The sequence below is a fragment of the Pseudomonas sp. NPDC098740 genome, from assembly GCF_044760065.1.
Classification (GTDB): Bacteria; Pseudomonadota; Gammaproteobacteria; order Pseudomonadales; family Pseudomonadaceae; genus Aquipseudomonas; species Aquipseudomonas rossensis.
Genome location: NZ_JBIWAM010000025.1, coordinates 1 through 17,695 on the forward strand (window position 1 = coordinate 1; position 17,695 = coordinate 17,695).

General features: G+C 61.1%; 15 protein-coding genes. 10 read left to right on the top strand and 5 right to left on the bottom strand.

Going from position 1 to position 17,695, the window contains the following annotated elements; translation table 11 throughout:
- Window positions 1–265: 265 nt before the first annotated feature.
- The 6 genes from ACIQU2_RS23725 (at window position 266) to ACIQU2_RS23750 (ending at window position 6,815) form a co-directional block, all read left to right on the top strand.
- Window positions 266–781, top strand: coding sequence for a flavin reductase family protein (locus tag ACIQU2_RS23725; protein WP_046049829.1), 516 nt, complete (start codon window positions 266–268; stop codon window positions 779–781).
- An 11-nt stretch (window positions 782–792) separates the two neighbouring features.
- Window positions 793–2,472, top strand: a complete 1,680-nt coding sequence (locus ACIQU2_RS23730; RefSeq protein ID WP_403144299.1) for an FAD-binding protein — start codon at window positions 793–795, stop codon at window positions 2,470–2,472.
- The gene (locus ACIQU2_RS23735) at window positions 2,460–3,215 is read left to right on the top strand and encodes a glucose 1-dehydrogenase (protein WP_403144301.1); all 756 of its coding nucleotides are present in this window, start codon (window positions 2,460–2,462) and stop codon (window positions 3,213–3,215) included. Before ACIQU2_RS23730 ends, ACIQU2_RS23735 begins: the two co-directional genes overlap by 13 nt.
- Before the next feature lie 13 nt (window positions 3,216–3,228).
- Window positions 3,229–4,317, top strand: a complete 1,089-nt coding sequence (locus ACIQU2_RS23740) for a 2Fe-2S iron-sulfur cluster-binding protein (RefSeq protein WP_403144302.1) — start codon at window positions 3,229–3,231, stop codon at window positions 4,315–4,317.
- A 99-nt stretch (window positions 4,318–4,416) separates the two neighbouring features.
- Window positions 4,417–5,163, top strand: a complete 747-nt coding sequence (locus ACIQU2_RS23745) for an SDR family NAD(P)-dependent oxidoreductase (protein ID WP_046054830.1) — start codon at window positions 4,417–4,419, stop codon at window positions 5,161–5,163.
- Window positions 5,164–5,234: 71 nt separating this feature from the next.
- Window positions 5,235–6,815, top strand: a complete 1,581-nt coding sequence (locus ACIQU2_RS23750; protein WP_403144303.1) for a FadD3 family acyl-CoA ligase — start codon at window positions 5,235–5,237, stop codon at window positions 6,813–6,815.
- Window positions 6,816–6,984: 169 nt separating this feature from the next.
- Here the strand turns inward: ACIQU2_RS23750 and ACIQU2_RS23755 are convergent, their stop codons facing one another.
- Window positions 6,985–7,863, bottom strand: a complete 879-nt coding sequence (locus tag ACIQU2_RS23755; protein ID WP_347804341.1) for an SDR family NAD(P)-dependent oxidoreductase — start codon at window positions 7,861–7,863, stop codon at window positions 6,985–6,987.
- On the bottom strand, window positions 7,860–9,602 hold the full coding sequence (locus tag ACIQU2_RS23760) for an FAD-binding protein (protein ID WP_403144305.1): 1,743 nt from the start codon (window positions 9,600–9,602) through the stop codon (window positions 7,860–7,862). The genes ACIQU2_RS23755 and ACIQU2_RS23760 overlap by 4 nt, the downstream gene beginning before the upstream one ends.
- A 264-nt stretch (window positions 9,603–9,866) precedes the next feature.
- Between ACIQU2_RS23760 and ACIQU2_RS23765 the strand changes: the two genes are divergently transcribed.
- From ACIQU2_RS23765 to ACIQU2_RS23775, 3 genes are all read left to right on the top strand, one after another.
- A complete protein-coding gene (locus tag ACIQU2_RS23765) occupies window positions 9,867–11,444 on the top strand; it encodes a DUF1302 domain-containing protein (protein WP_403144306.1) in 1,578 nt (525 codons plus the stop codon).
- Window positions 11,445–11,467: 23 nt separating this feature from the next.
- On the top strand, window positions 11,468–12,847 hold the full coding sequence (locus tag ACIQU2_RS23770; protein ID WP_403144307.1) for a DUF1329 domain-containing protein: 1,380 nt from the start codon (window positions 11,468–11,470) through the stop codon (window positions 12,845–12,847).
- Between the two features lie 78 nt (window positions 12,848–12,925).
- Window positions 12,926–13,903 (top strand): 5'/3'-nucleotidase SurE, encoded by a 978-nt coding sequence (locus tag ACIQU2_RS23775; RefSeq protein ID WP_403144309.1) that lies wholly within the window; start codon window positions 12,926–12,928, stop codon window positions 13,901–13,903.
- Between the two features lie 161 nt (window positions 13,904–14,064).
- On the opposite strand, the gene ACIQU2_RS23780 is transcribed toward ACIQU2_RS23775, so the two are convergent.
- The 3 genes from ACIQU2_RS23780 to ACIQU2_RS23790 form a co-directional block, all read right to left on the bottom strand.
- Window positions 14,065–14,523 (bottom strand): REP-associated tyrosine transposase, encoded by a 459-nt coding sequence (locus ACIQU2_RS23780; protein ID WP_403144311.1) that lies wholly within the window; start codon window positions 14,521–14,523, stop codon window positions 14,065–14,067.
- 137 nt (window positions 14,524–14,660) lie between these two features.
- Window positions 14,661–15,599, bottom strand: coding sequence for an alpha/beta hydrolase (locus ACIQU2_RS23785; RefSeq protein ID WP_403144313.1), 939 nt, complete (start codon window positions 15,597–15,599; stop codon window positions 14,661–14,663).
- Window positions 15,586–16,425, bottom strand: coding sequence for an SDR family NAD(P)-dependent oxidoreductase (locus ACIQU2_RS23790; RefSeq protein ID WP_403144315.1), 840 nt, complete (start codon window positions 16,423–16,425; stop codon window positions 15,586–15,588). Before ACIQU2_RS23790 ends, ACIQU2_RS23785 begins: the two co-directional genes overlap by 14 nt.
- Before the next feature lie 145 nt (window positions 16,426–16,570).
- Between ACIQU2_RS23790 and ACIQU2_RS23795 the strand changes: the two genes are divergently transcribed.
- Entirely contained in the window at window positions 16,571–17,614 is a 1,044-nt protein-coding gene (locus ACIQU2_RS23795) for a Rieske 2Fe-2S domain-containing protein (RefSeq protein ID WP_403144316.1), read from the top strand.
- Window positions 17,615–17,695: the final 81 nt, after the last annotated feature.

Genomic DNA, 17,695 nt, shown 5'->3' on the forward strand with positions numbered 1-17,695 from the left:
TTCTCGAACCGCGCTAAAACTTCTGCCCACATCGCTTTAGTCACCCTGACTGGAGTTTTAGGGGATTTTAAACGAAGACCTTGAAAGGGATGGCCGTAAGGGCGAAACCGCCAGCCGCCGTTACCGCAGCAACGGATATGTACACCATCAACAGGAACATGGTCGGCCCAGAGGCCGCCAAGGCCTAGTCCCCTCGGACGATGTTACAACGGGGCGTCAGAGCAAGAATCCATCGCACTCCATGCACAACGAAAGGGCTAGTGCGATGAACGACATCAATTTGAAAGCCGACATGCTCCAGGCCATGCGCCGCCTGGCCAAGTCAGTCACCATAATCAGCACCAGCAATGGCTCCGAGCGTTTCGCCATGGCCGCCACGGCAGTCGACTCCCTCAGTACCGAACCCCCATCGCTACTCATCTGCATCAACAAAACCGCCTCCCCCCATGCCGCACTGGCGACCGGCGCAGACTTCTGCGTCAACATCCTCGGCGTCGAACAACAAGACCTGGCACACCTGTGCAGCGGCGCAATCAAAGGCGAAGCACGATTCGACCGAGGCAACTGGCTGACCAGTGCCGGCGGCATTCCCTATCTGGGTGACGCCCAATCGGCAATCCTCTGCCGGCAAGACGGCCACTTCAGCTACGGCACCCACACCGTCTTCATCGGGCGCATCCTGCAAATCCACACCAGCGAAGCGATCACCCCGCTGGTCTACCTCGACGGCACCTACACCACCACCGCGAAACCCGTACCCTCCTTCGCTGTCGCCGGCTGAGGCCTGAAAAAATGGACAGCCTGAACGGGTTGACGGCGTTGCGAGTGAGCAGCGCCGACCAGCTGCAATGGGATGATCGCTGCGACTTGCTGGTGGTCGGTTTTGGCGGCGCCGGCGCCTGTGCCGCCATCGAAGCCGCCAGTCGCGGATTGACGGTGCTGGCGCTGGACCGCTTTGAAGGTGGCGGCGCCACCGCGCTCAGTGGCGGAGTGGTGTATGCCGGTGGCGGCACGCCGTATCAGCGCCAGGCCGGCTATGAAGACAGCAGCGAAGCGATGTTCAACTACCTGCGCCAGGAAGTCGGCGAAGCCGTCAGCAGTCAGACGCTGCGTAGTTTCTGCGAAGGCAGTGCCGAACAACTGGCGTGGCTTGAGCGTCAGGGTGTCGCGTTCGAATCCAGCGTGCCACCGCATAAAACTTCGTACCCGAGCGACCAGTACTACCTTTATTACTCCGGCAACGAAGCCGTGCCGGCCTATGCCGCCATTGCCAAACCGGCACCTCGCGGTCACCGCACCCAAGGCCCCGGCATGTCTGGCGCCAGCCTGTTCGCCCCGCTCAAGGCCAGCGCCTTGCGTCACGGTGCGCGCCTGCGCAGCCAGTGCGAAGTGCGGCGGCTGGTGCTCGACACCAGCGATCACGTGCTGGGGGTCGAAGCCTGGCACCTGCCGCCCGGTAGTCGCGCAGCCCGTCAACATGCCCGGCTTTCGCGCTGGGCCAGCGCCATCCACCTGTACGCCCCGGCATTGGCCGACCGTTTGCGCGCTCGCTTGCGACGCATCGAACAAACCAGTGCCGAACGCCAGCTGATTCGCGCCGAACAGGGTGTGTTGCTGAGCAGCGGCGGTTTTATCTTCAATCGCGGGTGGGTCCGCCAGCATGCGCCGCAGTATTTGGCCGGTTTGCCGCTGGGGACCACCGGCTGTAACGGCAGCGGCATCGCCCTGGGCCAGAGTGCCGGTGGCAGTGTGGCGCGGATGGACAAGGTCAGCGCCTGGCGTTTTATCAATCCACCACTGGCCTGGGCCCGAGGGCTGATCGTCAATGTTCGGGGTCAGCGTTACGCCAACGAAGAAATCTACGGTGCGACCCTCGGCCACGCGATGGTCGAAGAGCAGGACGGTCGCGCGATTCTGATTCTCAACCGGGCGCTGGTGCGCGAGGCGTTGCGTCAGGTCGGACCGGGCAAAGTCTGGCAATTCCAGCGCCTGCCGGTGCTGCTCAATTTGCTGTTTAACGCCCGGCGCAGCAACAGCTTGACGAGGCTGGCCACGCGTTGCGGATTGCCCGTCGAGGCCTTGCGACAGAGCGTAGAAACCTACAGCCGCGCCGCGCGGGGCGAAGTCGTTGATACGTTCGGCAAGTCGCAAGCCATGCTCGCCGACATGGACCAGGGGCCGTGGTACGCCCTCGATCTGTCATTCGCCAGCCGCCTGTTTCCCTGCCCGGTCATCACCCTTGGCGGGCTGAAAGTCTGCGAGCACAGCGGTCAGGTGCTGGACCACGCAGGTCAGCCGATCCGTGGTCTGTACAGCGCCGGCCGCAATGCAGTCGGGATCGCTTCCAACCTTTATGTCTCCGGCCTGTCGCTGGCCGATTGCATCTATTCCGGTCGCCGGGCCGCTGCCCATTTGGCCGATCAAGTCGCACTTCAAACCACACGCTCAGGAGAACAACAATGCAACGTGTAGAAGGCAAAGTCTGCATCATCACCGGCGCCGCCAGCGGCATCGGTCGCGAAGACGCCCTGCTGCTGGCCCGTGAAGGCGCCAAAGTCGTGCTGACCGATCTCAACGAAGAAGCCGGATGCCAGGTCGCCGCAGAAATCGGCAGCAATGCGCTGTTCATTCGCCATGACATCGCCAGCGAAAGCGACTGGCAACACGTGATCAAAACCACCCTGGAACACTTCGGGCGCCTCGACGTACTGGTGAACAACGCTGCGATTCTGGCCTTGGGCAGCATCGAAGACACCACGCTGGAACTGTGGCAGAAGGTGCAGAAAATCAATGGAGACGGGTACTTTCTCGGCTGCAAATACGCGATCCAGGCCATGAAGGAAACCGGCGGCGGCTCGATCATCAATATGTCGTCGGTGGCGGCGCTGGGTGCGATGCCGATGTTCTGTGCGTACTCGGCCTCCAAGGGTGCGGTGGCGGCAATGACTCGCTCGATTGCCTTGCACTGCAAGCAACAGGGTTATCGCATTCGCTGCAACAGCGTGCACCCCGATGGCGTCAACACGCCAATGACCCAGGCCTTGACCGGCGGCCAGCCGATCCCTCAGGAAGCCCTCGACCAAGACCCGATGAATCGTATGTGCGCGCCCCGGGACATTGCCAATGTGGTGCTGTTCCTCGCCACTGACGAGTCACGTTTCGTCAACGGTGCCGAGATCCGCGTCGACAACGCCCAATTGATCAGCGGGCTCTGAGGCCGAGGTGAACATGGGCACGCAACAGCAGAACCTGACACCGGCCGAATCAGCGACAGGAAGCTACTCATTGCAAGTGTGCGCGGTGATCGACGAGACCTTTGATGCGCGCTCGCTGGTGCTTGAAATACCACCGCCACTGCGTGAACGCTTTCGTTACAAACCGGGCCAGTTCCTGAGTTTTCGCGTGCCTTGCGCCGGCAAGCTGTTGACCCGCTGTTACTCCATGGCCAGCTCGCCGCTGTCGGATGCGCGGCCCAAGGTCACGGTCAAACGGGTCGAGGGCGGTCGGGTGTCGAACTGGATGAACGAGGTACAGGTCGGTGACTGGCTGGAGGTGTTGCCGCCAGCCGGGCATTTCTGTCTGGACGAACGACAGTCAGACGACAACGCAAAACCATTGGTGCTGTTCGGTGGCGGATCGGGCATCACCCCGGTGTTTTCCATACTCAAATCGACGCTGCGCAGCAGCCGGCGGCCGATCAAGTTGGTCTACGCCAACCGTGATGAAGCCTCGGTGATTTTCAAGGATGAGTTGTGTCAGTTGATCAAGGCGCATCCTGATCAACTGCACGTGGTGCACGTCCTCGACTCGGTTCAGGGTTACCTCACCGATGCCCAGGTGCGGCATCTGCTGCGCGGTTCGGCTGGCGGTGACTACTTCATCTGCGGACCGGGGCCGTTCATGGACACCGTTGAGCGGACGTTGCTGGGACTGGGCGAAGCCGCCGAACGCATCCATGTCGAAAGATTTGTATCGCCTCCGGATCCCGACGAACTACTGGCCGAAGAAACCCTGGCCCGGCTCGCTGCCCTCGGATCACTGTGCGAGGCGTTGATTGTCGAGCTCGATGGTCAGCAACACGAAATCGCTTGTCGTCCTGGCGACACCCTGCTGCAAAGTTGCAAAGCGGCAGGCCTGGACGTGCCCTCGTCCTGCGAAGAAGGTTTTTGCGGGGCCTGCATGTGCATCGTCCAGGAAGGTGAGATCCAGCTGGCACGCAACGATGTGCTCAGCCCTAAAGAACTGGCCGAAGGCTGGACGCTGGCCTGCCAGAGCCGTCCGACCGGCGCCCGGGTACGGTTGAAATTCCCGGATTGAACGTCCGTCAGCCATAGTCTCAACGGACGATCACCTTGGCCGGGTCTGCGGTTAGACTCGGCCACAGCATTAGCCCACAACAATAAAAGAGGTGCAGTTATGGCTCGTTTGCAGAACAAGGTCGCGGTGGTTACCGGCGGCGCTTCAGGGATCGGTCTGGCCTGTGTGCGCCGCTTCGCCGCTGAAGGCGCGCAAGTGGTGGGGCTGGACATCGGCACCGCACCGGCGGATTTCCCTGGCCTGTTCATGACCCTCGATGTGCGCGATGAAGCGCAGGTCCAGCAGGTCATGCAAGAAGTCATCGGTCACTTCGGGCGCATCGACGTGCTGGTCAACGCGGCCGGCGTCGCCGACCAGGGCAGCGTGACCCAGACCACCACCGCCAACTGGCAACGGGTGATGGACATCAACCTGACGGGCAGCATGCTCACCAGCAAATACGCGCTGGAATCGATGGTGTCGCAACGCAGCGGTTCGATCATCAATGTCGGCTCGATCTTCGGCCTGCAAGGCTGCGACGGCAACGTCGCCTATAACGTCTCCAAGGGCGGCATCAACCAACTGACCCGCTCGATGGCCATTGATTACGGCTACGCCAATATCCGCGTCAACGGCTTGTGCCCCGGCCTGATCGAAACGCCGATGACCAGCATGGTCCGCGAGCAGGAAGCCTTCCACGCCTTCTTCGCCTCGCAGCACATGCTCAATCGCTCCGGGCAACCGGAAGAAGTGGCCAACGTCGCGCTGTTCCTGGCTTCAGACGAAGCGTCCTTTGTCAGCGGCCAGATGATCGCCGTGGACGGTGGTTTCTCCGCCGGTCGCCGCTTCGCCCCGCCCGCCCAATAATTCGCTATCCGGCCGGGCACCCTGCCCGGCCTCTCCCCTTTTCGCACTTGTCCTCTAGCCGAGGAGGCCCCATGCCGCCTGTCGCACACGCACTGACCATCGCCCAACTGTTCGCCAACGCTGCCCAGGCCTACGGCGACCGCCCGGCCATCGAGGATGACGGGCGCTCGATCAGCTACCGGGAACTCGACCAGCTGCGCCGCCAAGCCGCCCGCGCGCTGCTGGCAATGAACGTTCAAGCCGGGGATCAGGTGGCGATCTGGGCGCCTAATATGTGGGAATGGATCGTGGCCGCCGGTGCGCTACAAAGCGTCGGCGCTGCACTGGTGCCACTTAACACCCGCATGAAGGGCAGCGAGGCTGGTTACATCCTGCGTGAAAGTGGCGCTTGCGTGCTGTTTGCCATCGGTGAGTTTCTGGGTGCCGATTACCCGCGCATGCTGGCGTCTGAAGCACTGCCGGCGCTACGCCAGATCGTCACCTTGCGCGACGGTGGGTCGGGCACGCTGGGGTGGCAAGATTTTCTCGATCTGGCGGCCGACGTGTCGCAATTGGCGCTGCAAACCCGCGAACGCAGCGTTGGCCCACAAGCACTGTCCGACCTGCTGTTCACTTCGGGCACCACCGGCAAGCCCAAAGGCGTGATGACCAACCATGGACAAAACCTGCGGGTGGTGCGCGACTGGAGCGAGGTGGTGGGTTTGCGTGAGGGCGATCGCTACCTGATCGTCAATCCGTTCTTCCATTCCTTCGGTTACAAGGCCGGTTGGCTGGCGGCGCTGATGCGCGGCTGCACCATCGTGCCGCAGCAGGTGTTCGATGTGCAGGCGGTGCTTGAATGCGTCGAGCGCGAACGGATCACCGTGCTGCCCGGCCCGCCGACCCTCTATCAGTCTTTGCTTGCCCATCCGCAACGCAGCGAATTTGACCTGACGTCATTGCGGGTAGCGGTGACGGGTGCCGCGGCGATTCCGGTGGAGATGATCCGGCGCATGCGTGACGAACTGGGGTTTGCCACCATCGTCACCGCCTACGGTCTTACCGAAGTCTGCGGTTTTGCGACGATCTGCCGTCCTGGCGATTCGCCGGAATTGGTGGCCAACACTAGCGGCCGGGCCATGCCCGGTGTGGAAATCCGCTGCGTTGGCAGCACGGGCCGCAGCCAGCCGGCCAACGTTCCCGGCGAGGTTCAGGTGCGCGGCTACAACCTGATGCAGGGTTATTTCAATGATCCGCAGGCCAGCCGGGAAGTCCTCGATGCCGACGGCTGGCTGCACACCGGGGACATCGGCGTGCTCGACGAACAGGGTTACCTGCGCATCACCGACCGCCTCAAGGATATGTTCATCACTGGAGGTTTCAACGTGTACCCGGCGGAGATCGAGCACTGTTTGCTGACCTACCCCGGCGTGGCCCAGGTCGCGGTGATCGGCATCCCCGATGAACGTCTTGGTGAAGTGGCAATGGCCTTCCTTCTGCCGGCTCCGGGCATAGAAATCGAGCAGGCCCGATTCCTCGCCTGGTGCCGCGAGCAGATGGCCAACTACAAAGTCCCGCGCCGGGTGCGAGTGCTTGAGAGCATGCCGCTCAACGCAGCGGGCAAAGTGACCAAGAATGTGTTGCGTGAGTGGGCCGGGATTGGCGCTGACTGATTGGTAACTTCATTTCTCCAGTCGAACACAATCCCTGTGGGAGCGAGCTTGCTCGCGATAGCGGCCTGACAGTCAACATAGATGTTGAATGTTATGGCCTAATCGTCGGAACGCCGCCCGGAGCAAGCTCGCTCCCACAGGGTTTTGTGTTTGACCTGCCGAATGTGGGCTAGATCACCCGCGCAGGATGCTGCTGGCGCGGGTCGCCGAGCATAGCGCGGTGGGAAGGTGGCTGGCGGCCGCCGGCTTCGCTGATGCCGTAACCGGCGGCTATTTCGGCGGTGATTAATGTCTGCCCGGAGAACGTCATCAACTGCGGGTCATTGAGCAATTCGTGAATCACCCGGCCGTTGAATTGCGGGGTTTCGGCATCCGCCAGAAAGGCCTTGTATTGCTCGCCATGTTGCTCGCCGGCTATCCGGGTGCGTTCGGTCAATTGCGGACCGAGCCATAGCGATAACGCCGCCACGCCTCGCCCCTCGAAGTCGACGGCCATGTCGGCCGCCAGTTTGTCGCAACCAGCCTTTTGCGCACCATACGCGGGGCCATGCATGTAACACCCGGCACCGAATGACGAGGTGAAACAGATCAGCCCTCGACCGGTGCGCAGCAACAACGGCGCGGCGTGATAACTGGCGATATAAGCCGAACGCAGACCAACGTCGAGGATCCGCACCAGGTCCAGCGGTTTCTCCCAGAAAGGTCCCGGTTCGATCAACTGGTCATGAATGAACGCGGCATTGTTCACCAGCAAATCCAGTTGCCCGCATTCCTTTTCAACCCGGGCGAACAGTGCCTGGACCTGCGCATCATCGGCATGATCGCAGACCACCGCGATACCCCGCCCACCCGCAGCAGTAATCGCGGCAGCCGTGTCGTTGAGTGAGCCGCGCAATGCATGCCCGTACACATTCGATCCGCCGTGCTCCGGCGCACGTCCGGTGACGAACACCGTCATGCCCGCTGCGCCAAGGGCCTGGGCGATGCCCTGACCGACCCCACGACTGGCGCCCGTCACCACGGCAACCTGTTTGCGTTGGCTATTCATTCGACACTCCTGAACAAGGTTGTGGCCGTGCTGGTCTCGCTCTGACACTTGATGTGATTGGCCGCCAGGTAACCAAAGGTCATCGCCGGGCCAATGGTCGAACCGGCGCCCGGGTACGTGCGCCCCATCATCGAAGCGGCGCTGTTGCCGATGGCATACAAACCGTTGATGGGTTGCCCGTCCTCATGCAATACGCGGGCGTGAACATCGGTCAGCAAACCACCCTTGGTGCCGATATCCCCGGCATCAATGCGCACGGCGTAGAACGGACCTTTGAGCAACGGCGCCAGGCAAGGATTGGGCTGCACATTCGGATCACCGTAGTAGCGATCGAACAGCGATTCACCTTTATGGAAATCTGCGTCGACACCCTGCACGGCCATGCCGTTGAAACGCTGCACCGTACGGACCAGACCGGCACCGTCGACGCCGATTTTTTCTGCCAGTGCCTGCAAACTCGCAGCCTTGTAAAAGTACTCGCGCAGATGCTCGGGCAGCTGCCAATCGCGCTGGGCGTAGCCTGGCAGTAACGCGCCGCAGGGGTACTTGCGGCGGAATTCGGCGTCGAACACCATCCAGCACGGCACACTCACCGCGCCTTCGCGGTTGTTGGCGTACATCGCGTAAACGATGTCGGTATAGGGTGCGGCTTCATTGACGAAACGTTCGCCGGCAGAGTTGACCAGCACGCAGCCCGGCAAGGTCCGCTCGACGAACAATGCACGCTGCTTTTCCTCGCCCTGAACATGGGTCGTCGGCGCCCACCAGCTATGGTCCATCAGCGCTGTGCGAGCACCGATTGCCTGACCGGCGCGAATGCCGTCACCGGTATTGTGCGGCGGTGTGGCACTCCAGGTGGCCTGGGTCGGCTGGGGCAGATACTGCGTACGCATCGCCTGATTACGCTCGAAACCACCGGCGGCAATGATCACGCCGTAGCGTGCCTTGACGTTGAGTAACTGCCCGTCGCGACAGACGCGAGCGCCGCCAACCCGATCACCAACGAGCAGCAGTTCTTCCAGTGCACAGTTCAGCCAAAGGGACTTGCCGCGGTCCTGCAACGAACAGCGCAAGGCGCCGATCAAGGCATTGCCAAGGGTCAGGAAGCGGTCGCGGCGTGACAACCGTCGCCCCTCGCGGTCACGCCAGTAACGCCACATCACCCGCAGCGTCAGTCGCAACCAGCCAGGGCCACGACACAGCAGCACCTGCGCCTCTTTCATGGTCATCGCCATGCGTCCCATCATCAGCGTTCCGGGGGATGGCGCACGCATGCGCAGAAACTCTTCACCCAGTTCGGCGGCGTCAAACGGTTGCGGGTCCATGGAGCGATAACCCGGTTTTCCGCCTTCGACTTGCGGGTAGTAATCGGCATAACGAGGCTGCGCCTCGAAACGCACGCGGGTCTGTTGCTCAAGGTATTCGACCATCTCGCGGCCGTGTTCGACATAGGCTTCGATACGCCCGTCATCGATCTCGCCATGGGTCACTGCACGGATATAGGCGATCGCTTCCGCTGCTGAATCGCTGCCGCCCAGAGCTTTGATCCGGTGGTTGTCCGGTATCCAGATGCCGCCGCCAGACACCGCCGAGGTGCCGCCGTATTCGGCGCTCTTCTCGATCAACAGCGCATTGAGCCCCAGATCGTGGGCACGCAGCGCCGCAGTCATTCCCCCCGCTCCGGAGCCAACCACCAGTACATCGCAGCACTCATCCCATTTGATCCCGGCAGCTTTCATGCGATCACCCTTGTTCAGCGCCCATCAGGCAGAAACCGCCGCCGCCAGATCTTCGCCCGGTGCAGTCGGTCTCGGGATTGTTCGCCGCGTGCCCTGAACGGTCATCGTCCGATGGGACTAAGGCGATGGGCGCCCCAGCCCCGTGCAAATCGCTTAGTCCGCTTGGACGATGTTGCGCTCGAAAGCTGACTCCATAGTCGCCCACAGCACCAATCACCCCCTGAAATGCAGGTCGGGCAGGTCTGACCTGGGCATGAGGACGACATGATAAAAACAATAATCGCCCCACAATCGCTGCACCCTCGCGTACAGCTGGCCATGCTCTTGCTGGCTGGTGGACTGGGCAGTCAAGCCAGCGCCATGAGTTTCCAGCCGAACGAGGATTTGAGCGTCGACTGGGATACCACACTGACGTACAGCCTGGCCTGGCGGACCGACTCTCGCGATCACAAGCTGACGGCCAATGCCAACGGCAACGATGGCGACAACGCGTTCGACAAAGGCAGCCTGATCAACAACCGCACTGGTTTCCTCACCGAGGCCAACATCAAATGGCGTGAGGACTACGGGGTGTTCCTGCGTGGGACGGGGTTCTACGACAACGTTTACGATCAGGGCAACGACAACGACACGGGCACCTCGAACTGCTTCGCCGGCGGTCATTGCAACCGTCCCGACCGGTTTTCCCAGGACACCATCGATCAACACCGCAATGAACTGCGCATGCTCGATTACTACGCGTATGGCACCTGGGACATCGGTGGCCACACCTTCAACGCGCGGCTCGGCAATCAGGTGGTGAGCTGGGGTGAAAGCCTGTTCTACCCCGGCATTTCCGCTGCCCAGAGCCCGGTGGATGCGACCAAGTCGACCACTCCGGGGGTTGAGGTCAAGGAAATCCTGCTGCCCGTCGGCCAATTGTTCACGCAGTTCAGCCTGACCGACAGCCTCGACCTGCAGGCCTACTACCAATACAAATGGGAAAAAACCGAGTTGTTCGGCGTGGGTAGTTACTTCTCCACCACCGACTTCATCGACGAGGGCGGCTTCAACGACGCCAGCGGTTTCCTGACACGCCTGGGTGACGACAAGCCGAGCGACAGCGGCCAATACGGTGTGGCCCTGACCTATGCGGCAGAGTCGCTGAACAACACCGAGTTCGGCCTCTACTACTCGCGCTACCACGACAAGACCCCGTCGCTGGATTTTCAGACCGACCTGGGGCGCTACCGAGTGCGCTACTTCGACAACATCGACCTGTACGGAGCGAGTTTCGCCACGGTGCTGGGCAGCGTGAGCTGGGCCGGTGAAGTCAGCTACCGCGACGGCCAGCCAGTGATGGTCGATAACGGTTTCTCAAGCCCGGTGCGCGGCAAAACCATGCAGGCGCAGACGTCGATGATCTACGTGCTTGGCCCGACATCATGGGCCGACAACACCACCCTGATCGGTGAGCTGGTCTACAACACCGTGCTCAGCAACGACAAGTCGGAACCTGTGACATTGGCCCCCGGATTCTCGCTGCCGGGCACCGAAAGTCTGGTCTATGACCGCGACGCCTTCGGTTACACGGTTCAGGCGAACTTCGATTACAACAACGTGTTCAGCGGCTGGGACATGTCGGTGCCCGTCACCTACAGCACCGCCGCCCAGCATGACAGCGCACTGGTGGGCTCGATCAACTCAGGCCAGGGCGACGACCGCGCGAGCATCGGCAGCTCGTGGCGCTATCTGGGCAACTTCACCGTTGAAGCCCGTTACAACGCCTACCTGGGCAACGCCAACAACGCCCCGTTGGCAGACCGCGACAACGTCGCCCTCAACTTCAAATACCGGTTCTGAATCCCCTGATGGAGGAGCACAGCATGTCTAGATTTACCCACACATTGTTGGGCACGGCGTTGGTCGTCAGCCTGCTCGGCAGTGGCCTGGTTCAGGCCAAAATCAGCAATGAAGAAGCCGCACGCCTGGGTCAGGACCTGACCCCGATGGGTGCCGAAAAAGCGGGCAACGCCGACGGCAGCATCCCGGCCTGGACCGGAAAATGGCGCGGCTTGCCGCCGCAGCTCAAATACGCGGGCCCTGGCACGCCGTACCCGGACCCGTACGCGGCAGAAAAGCCGATGTTCGTGATCAATGCGCAGAACATGGACAAGTACGCCGACAACCTCACCGATGGCCAAAAAGCGTTGCTTAAACGCTACCCCGCGACCTTCAACATTCCGGTGTACCCGAGCCATCGCGACTTCCGTTTCGATCAGCGCCTGGAAGACCTCGTCAAGAAAAACGCGGTCAGCGCCGAACTGGCCAACGACAACAACGACACGCAAAACGCCTGGGGCGCCTCGCCGTTCCCGATTCCAAAGAACGGTAGCGAGTTGATGTTCAACCATACGCTGGCCGGACGCGCCAATACCGAAGAGGCCAACTACGGTCAGGCCGTGGTGTACTCCAACAAGGAACGGGTACTGGAAGAGGTCAATTACAAGATCTTTTCGATCTGGTCCAGCCCGGATAAAACCCTGGAGAGCGCCAACGGCATTCTCACCAACTTCCTGATCACCACCCTGGAACCGGTGCGCAAGAAAGGCGAGATTGTCGTCGGTCACGAGTTCATCAACCCGACCGCCTCCCCTCGCCAGGCCTGGCAGTACAGCCCGGGGCAACGTCGGGTACGTCGTGCGCCAACCGTAGGCTATGACTCACCGAGCGGCGCCGGCGGTTTTCGAGTGTATGACGAAGACCGCTTGTTCAACGGTGCACCGGATCGCTACAACTGGACCATCGTCGGCAAGAAAGAAATCTACATCCCGTACCACAACTACAAGATCGATGAGCCGGGCGTAAATACTAACCAGATACTGGCCACCACCGGTCACATCGACCCGCAATACATGCGCTACGAAAAGCATCGCGTCTGGGTGCTGCAGGCCACCCTCAAGGAAGGCGCCCGCCATATTTACGCCAAGCGTGTGTTGTACCTGGACGAGGACTCCTGGGCCGCAACCCTGGCCGACAACTACGACAGCCGCGGCGAGCTTTGGCGCACCAACATGCAAACTTCGATCTACGCCTACGAGTTGCAGCGCTACCACGCTCGCCTCGGGATCTACCACGATCTGATCGCCGGTTCGTATCTGGTTGACCGTATGTTGATCGATCAAAAGCCCGCCAAGCTCAACGCCACCGCCTTCACTGAAGACGAATTCACCCCCGGCAATCTGCGCAAACTCGGCACCCGCTAAGCCCTCTGCGCCCTGACCGATTTACTCGGTCGGGGCGTTGTGCTTTTTTGAACTCGCTCATTTCACGGAAAACTCCCCATGAATAAATTGCTCACTGGCGTCATCGCCATGGCCAGCGTCGGTCTGTCGATGCAGGCCAACGCCTTGAACATCCTGCTGACCAACGACGATGGTTGCCGGGCGCCCGGCATCGATGCGATGTACCGGGCGCTGACGGCCGCCGGGCATCAGGTGACCCTCGTTGGTCCGTTGAACGACAGCAGTGGCATCAGCGCGGCCAGCGTGGTCGTGCCCGGGCAGGCGTTGGCAGTGACCGAGTTGGCGCCAGGCAAATTTTGCGTCGGCCCACCCGAGGGCTACACCCCGCCCCCGGGCAAGACTTCCGCCATCGGCACCCCGGTAGATGCGGTCAACGTTGGCCTGGACGTGCTGCTCAAAGGCAATCCCCCAGACCTGGTGGTGTCGGGCAGTAATTTTGGCGAAAACGTCGGCCCGCTGGCGCAAATGTCCGGCACTTTGAACGCAGCGGTCCGCGCAATGTTCAAGGGCATTCCGGCGGTGGCGGTGTCGACCGCCATCGACATGGACCTGATCATCCGCGACCAACAGGCCGGCTACCGCAAAACCCTCGATGCCATGGATGACACCGCCCGGTTTGCGGTGAAGGTTATCGAGCAGGCAAGCCTGGCGGGTGCTCAAGCCAAAAAGGCCTGTGGAAAAAACAACCCCGACTGCGAATTGAATGTGCTCGGTTTGCCGGGTGTCAGCGGGTTGAATATCAATTACCCGGCGCTGGCGGCCAGTGACGTCAAAGGCGTGAGTGTTGCCCCGATCGGCAATTGGGATCGGGTGAACTTCACTTCTCAGCGCGGCACCGACGGCGTGGTTCACGTCAACCTGGTGGCCCCGCCGACACCGACGGTCGCCCAGCAACAGGCCGATGCGTATCAGTTGTGGCAGGGGCATGCGGTGATCACCGTGATCGACGGCAACATGAGTACACCCGGTGCGGTGCAGGATCAGGCGAAGGAAATGTTGCGGGGAATAAAACCTTAAGGCATGCAGAACCTCTCTGTGGGAGATTCTATGTCGCCTGCCAAACCGCTATCGCGAGCAAGCTCGCTCCCACAGGTTTTTTGCCGGTCTCGGTATTCGTGTACGACCCCAATCCCCTGTGGGAGCGAGCTTGCTCGCGATGGAGACGACACTGTTTCTGATCAAACCCAAATTGCATCCCACAGCGGATACTCGCCCAGCTTCTCTACCAACCCTGCCCGCAATGGGTTCGCAACGACATAACGGGCAAGTTTTACCAAGTCCTCATCTCGCCGCAGCGCCCGATCGTGATAACCCTGTTGCAAAAGGCCGCCTCGACGGCCGGTAGACATGTTCACGGCCCGCGTACTCAATGATTTGGTTTTTTGCATCAGTTCACTCAGTGAACACTGTTGCAATTCGATCAACCAATGAAAATGATCGGACATGACAACCCAGGCCAAAGACTTCGCCCAGCCTTGTTCCTGTGCACTTCGAAATTGGTCGACGACCATCCTGCCCAAGCCGAAATCCTTGAAAACGGGTTCTCGGTCAAGCGTGTTGGTGGTCAATAGATAAATCCTGTTGGGTTCGGGATAGCGGCCGATGCGTAAACGATGTGAAGCGGGTAAATCAGGCATTCCTTTGCCTCTTTCATGCTGATGTCATGAGAAGGCTAGACCTGTAAATGCCTGAGGGTGAGGCAGACTTTGGGCTAAATGTGTCTGATAGATAGCCATCGTCGGAACGCCGCCCGGAGCAAGCTCGCTCCCACAGGTTATGTGTTCACTTCAGATAGCGCCCTGCGCAGGTCTGCCGCGGCATCGGACAAGGCTTGTGCAGCGCGCTCGACAAACGGTGCCATGCTGATAAACCCGTGAATCATGCCCTCGCAGCGCTGCACGCGTACCGACACGCCGGCTTCCCGCAGACGCAAGGCAAACGCCTCGCCCTCATCCCGCAAAGGATCAAACCCGGCGCTGATCAGGGTGGTCGGCGGCAAGTCCGCCAACCGGTCGGCGCGTAACGGCGAGGCCAAGGGATCATCCCCCTGATCGGCATCCTGCAGGTACTGCTGCCAAAACCAGTACATCATCGCATCGGTGAGAAAATAGCCCTCGGCAAAATCCTCATAAGACTGACTGTCGCAGCGTGCATCGGTGACCGGGTAAAACAGGCACTGATAACTGATTTTCGGCCCTTGGCGTTGCGCCGCCAGACGACTCACGGCGAGCGCGAGGTTGCCCCCGGCACTGTCCCCGGCCAAGCCGAGCCGGTTGCCATCAACGCCCAGTTCAGACGCATGCTCGACCAGCCAGCAGGTGGCCGCATAACAATCGAGTGGTGCCGCCGGGAATTTGTGTTCCGGCGCCAGTCTGTAGGCGACCGACACCACCACCGCCTCCGTCAAACTGGCGAGTGAACGGCAGAGGTTGTCATGGGTGTCGAGGTTGCCCATGACAAAACCGCCTCCGTGGAAGAACACCAGCAGCGGCAGGTTGTCCTGCTCCAGTGGCCGATACAGCCGCGCATCAAGTTCGCCCGCCGCGCCGGCGACCCGCAAGTTACGCACTTCGATCATCGGGTCGCCGGGGATGGCGGGCAGCAGGTTGTCGCAAAACTGCCGATATTGCTTTGCATCGAGCTGGCTGAAGTCGGGTTCCGGCAGGTCGCGAAACTGCTGGAGCACTGCGGCGATCTGCTTATCGAGCGGCATGAGCATCTCCCTCTACATCGGTCATTTGAAACTGCGGATTGGTTTCTTCCAGGATGCTTTGCATACGTCGCTCCAGCGCCGGTTTGAAACCTTTGTGAGGGAAGACCCAGAAGCGTTTTTCGGCGATGGCGGCGAACACCTGCTCCGCCAGTTCGCTCGGCGTCATGCCTTGGCGGATGCTTCTATCGAGCAGTTGACTGAATGACGAACCGGCCGCGTCCACCACTTGATTCGACGCCATGATTTCGCTGGCCACCGGCCCTGGGCACACCACCGAGACCGATACCGGCACACCGAGCATGCTCAATTCGTAGTGCAGGGTTTCCGAGAGTGCGACCACTGCCTGCTTGGTCACGTTGTAAGGCGCCATCAACGGGCTGCTGAGCAAGCCCGCGAGGGACGCCGTGTTGATCACATGGGCCGCCCGTCCCTGGCGCAAAAACAGCGGCACGAAACTGCGAATGCCATTGATCACACCGGTTAGGTTGACGTTGAGCATCCGTTGCCATTGCTGCGCAGTGATTTCCCAGCTGTAGCCGGTCTGCATTACTCCGGCGTTGTTGAACAGCAGATCAACCCCGCCAAAGTGATCGAGGGCGATATCGCGCAAGCGCTCGACTTGCGCCAGATCGCCAACATCCGTGACGCAAGCAATTGCCTGCGCACCGCCCGTCTGTAGTTCATCGCACAGCGCTTGCAACCCCGGCCCATCGAGATCGGCCAGCACCAGGCGCATCCCCAGCCTTGCCGCATGTTCGGCCAAACCCCGGCCAATACCACTGGCGGCCCCGGTAATCACCGCGACCGGCCCTTGTTCATTGCTCATCGCCAACTCCTGCACTGGGTCCAATGGCGTCAGTAGAGCGGGCGGACGTAAACCGGCCATCGTCCATTCAGACGATGCCCGCTTCTACAGGGGCGGCAGAATCCGTGACAGGCGCCAAACCCGTGAACCCTGGGAGAATAATAAGATGAGTACCTTGCACCGCATCGAAGCCAAACTGCTGGAAGACCGCTACGCCCGTGGCTGGCATTGTCTGGGCCTGGCTGCCCAATACCGCGACGGCAAGGCCCATCGTCTGGAGGTGTTCGGCACCCGGCTGGTGGCCTTTCAGGGCGAAGACGGCGAACTGCATATTCTGGATGGCTATTGCCCGCACATGGGCGCCGACCTCAGCACCGGTTGCGTTGAAGGCAACTCGATTCGCTGCCCGTTCCATGCCTGGCGCTGGGGTGCCGATGGTGTCTGCGATGACATTCCTTACGCCAAACGCATTCCGCCACGGGCCCGGCTCAAAAGCTGGCCACTCATGGAAGAAAACCAGCTGCTGTTCGTCTGGAATGACCCGGAAGGCAACCCGCCGCTTCCTGAGCAGCGCATCCCGCGCATTGACGCTTGCTTCAGTGACGAGTGGGCCGCGTGGGAAGTTGCCGAGTTGCAGATCGGCACCAACTGCCGCGAATTGATCGACAACATCGCCGACATGGCGCACTTCGGAACGGTGCATGGCGCGCCCGTCGAAGCATTCAGCAACGTCTTCGAAGGCCATCTGGCCACCCAGATCATGAGCGCCCGCAGTGAGCGCTTGTCCGGCGACAGCGCGTTGAGCACCGTGGCCACCTACTTCGGCCCGGCCTATCAGATCACCGAAATGACCGGCGCGATGAACGGCCAGCCGATCCATTCGATCCTGCTCAACTGCCATGTGCCGATCGACCTCGACAGCTTCACCCTGCGCTACGGCGTGCTGGTGAAAAAGATTCCGGGGCTGAGCGAAGAACAGAATCAGGCGATGGCCAAGGCCTATGTGCAGCAAGCACAGGAAGCCTTCTACGAAGACGTGACGATCTGGCACAGCAAGACCCGCGTCGACAACCCGTTGCTGTGTGACGGCGACGGTCCGGTCTATCAGTTGCGCCGCTGGTACGAGCAGTTCTACACCGACGTCGCGGCGCTCTCGGCCGACGTGCTGGAGCAGAAACGGTTCGTCGTGCGCGCCAGCGAACCGGCCTGAACACAGCGGCCTGTCGCGCTCCCTGCGCCTGACCGGCAGCCGCCCGTCAGGCCTTGAGCCCGAGCGTTGCAAGGAGTCGAT

Excerpts from the sequence above, each read along its gene's own strand:
- ACIQU2_RS23725 (WP_046049829.1), top strand. The coding sequence starts at position 266 with ATGAACGACATCAATTTGAAAGCCGACATGCTCCAGGCCATGCGCCGC.
- ACIQU2_RS23730 (WP_403144299.1), top strand. The coding sequence starts at position 793 with ATGGACAGCCTGAACGGGTTGACGGCGTTGCGAGTGAGCAGCGCCGAC.
- ACIQU2_RS23735 (WP_403144301.1), top strand. The coding sequence starts at position 2,460 with ATGCAACGTGTAGAAGGCAAAGTCTGCATCATCACCGGCGCCGCCAGC.
- ACIQU2_RS23740 (WP_403144302.1), top strand. The coding sequence starts at position 3,229 with ATGGGCACGCAACAGCAGAACCTGACACCGGCCGAATCAGCGACAGGA.
- ACIQU2_RS23745 (WP_046054830.1), top strand. The coding sequence starts at position 4,417 with ATGGCTCGTTTGCAGAACAAGGTCGCGGTGGTTACCGGCGGCGCTTCA.
- ACIQU2_RS23750 (WP_403144303.1), top strand. The coding sequence starts at position 5,235 with ATGCCGCCTGTCGCACACGCACTGACCATCGCCCAACTGTTCGCCAAC.
- ACIQU2_RS23755 (WP_347804341.1), bottom strand. The coding sequence starts at position 7,863 with ATGAATAGCCAACGCAAACAGGTTGCCGTGGTGACGGGCGCCAGTCGT.
- ACIQU2_RS23760 (WP_403144305.1), bottom strand. The coding sequence starts at position 9,602 with ATGAAAGCTGCCGGGATCAAATGGGATGAGTGCTGCGATGTACTGGTG.
- ACIQU2_RS23765 (WP_403144306.1), top strand. The coding sequence starts at position 9,867 with ATGATAAAAACAATAATCGCCCCACAATCGCTGCACCCTCGCGTACAG.
- ACIQU2_RS23770 (WP_403144307.1), top strand. The coding sequence starts at position 11,468 with ATGTCTAGATTTACCCACACATTGTTGGGCACGGCGTTGGTCGTCAGC.
- ACIQU2_RS23775 (WP_403144309.1), top strand. The coding sequence starts at position 12,926 with ATGAATAAATTGCTCACTGGCGTCATCGCCATGGCCAGCGTCGGTCTG.
- ACIQU2_RS23780 (WP_403144311.1), bottom strand. The coding sequence starts at position 14,523 with ATGCCTGATTTACCCGCTTCACATCGTTTACGCATCGGCCGCTATCCC.
- ACIQU2_RS23785 (WP_403144313.1), bottom strand. The coding sequence starts at position 15,599 with ATGCCGCTCGATAAGCAGATCGCCGCAGTGCTCCAGCAGTTTCGCGAC.
- ACIQU2_RS23790 (WP_403144315.1), bottom strand. The coding sequence starts at position 16,425 with ATGAGCAATGAACAAGGGCCGGTCGCGGTGATTACCGGGGCCGCCAGT.
- ACIQU2_RS23795 (WP_403144316.1), top strand. The coding sequence starts at position 16,571 with ATGAGTACCTTGCACCGCATCGAAGCCAAACTGCTGGAAGACCGCTAC.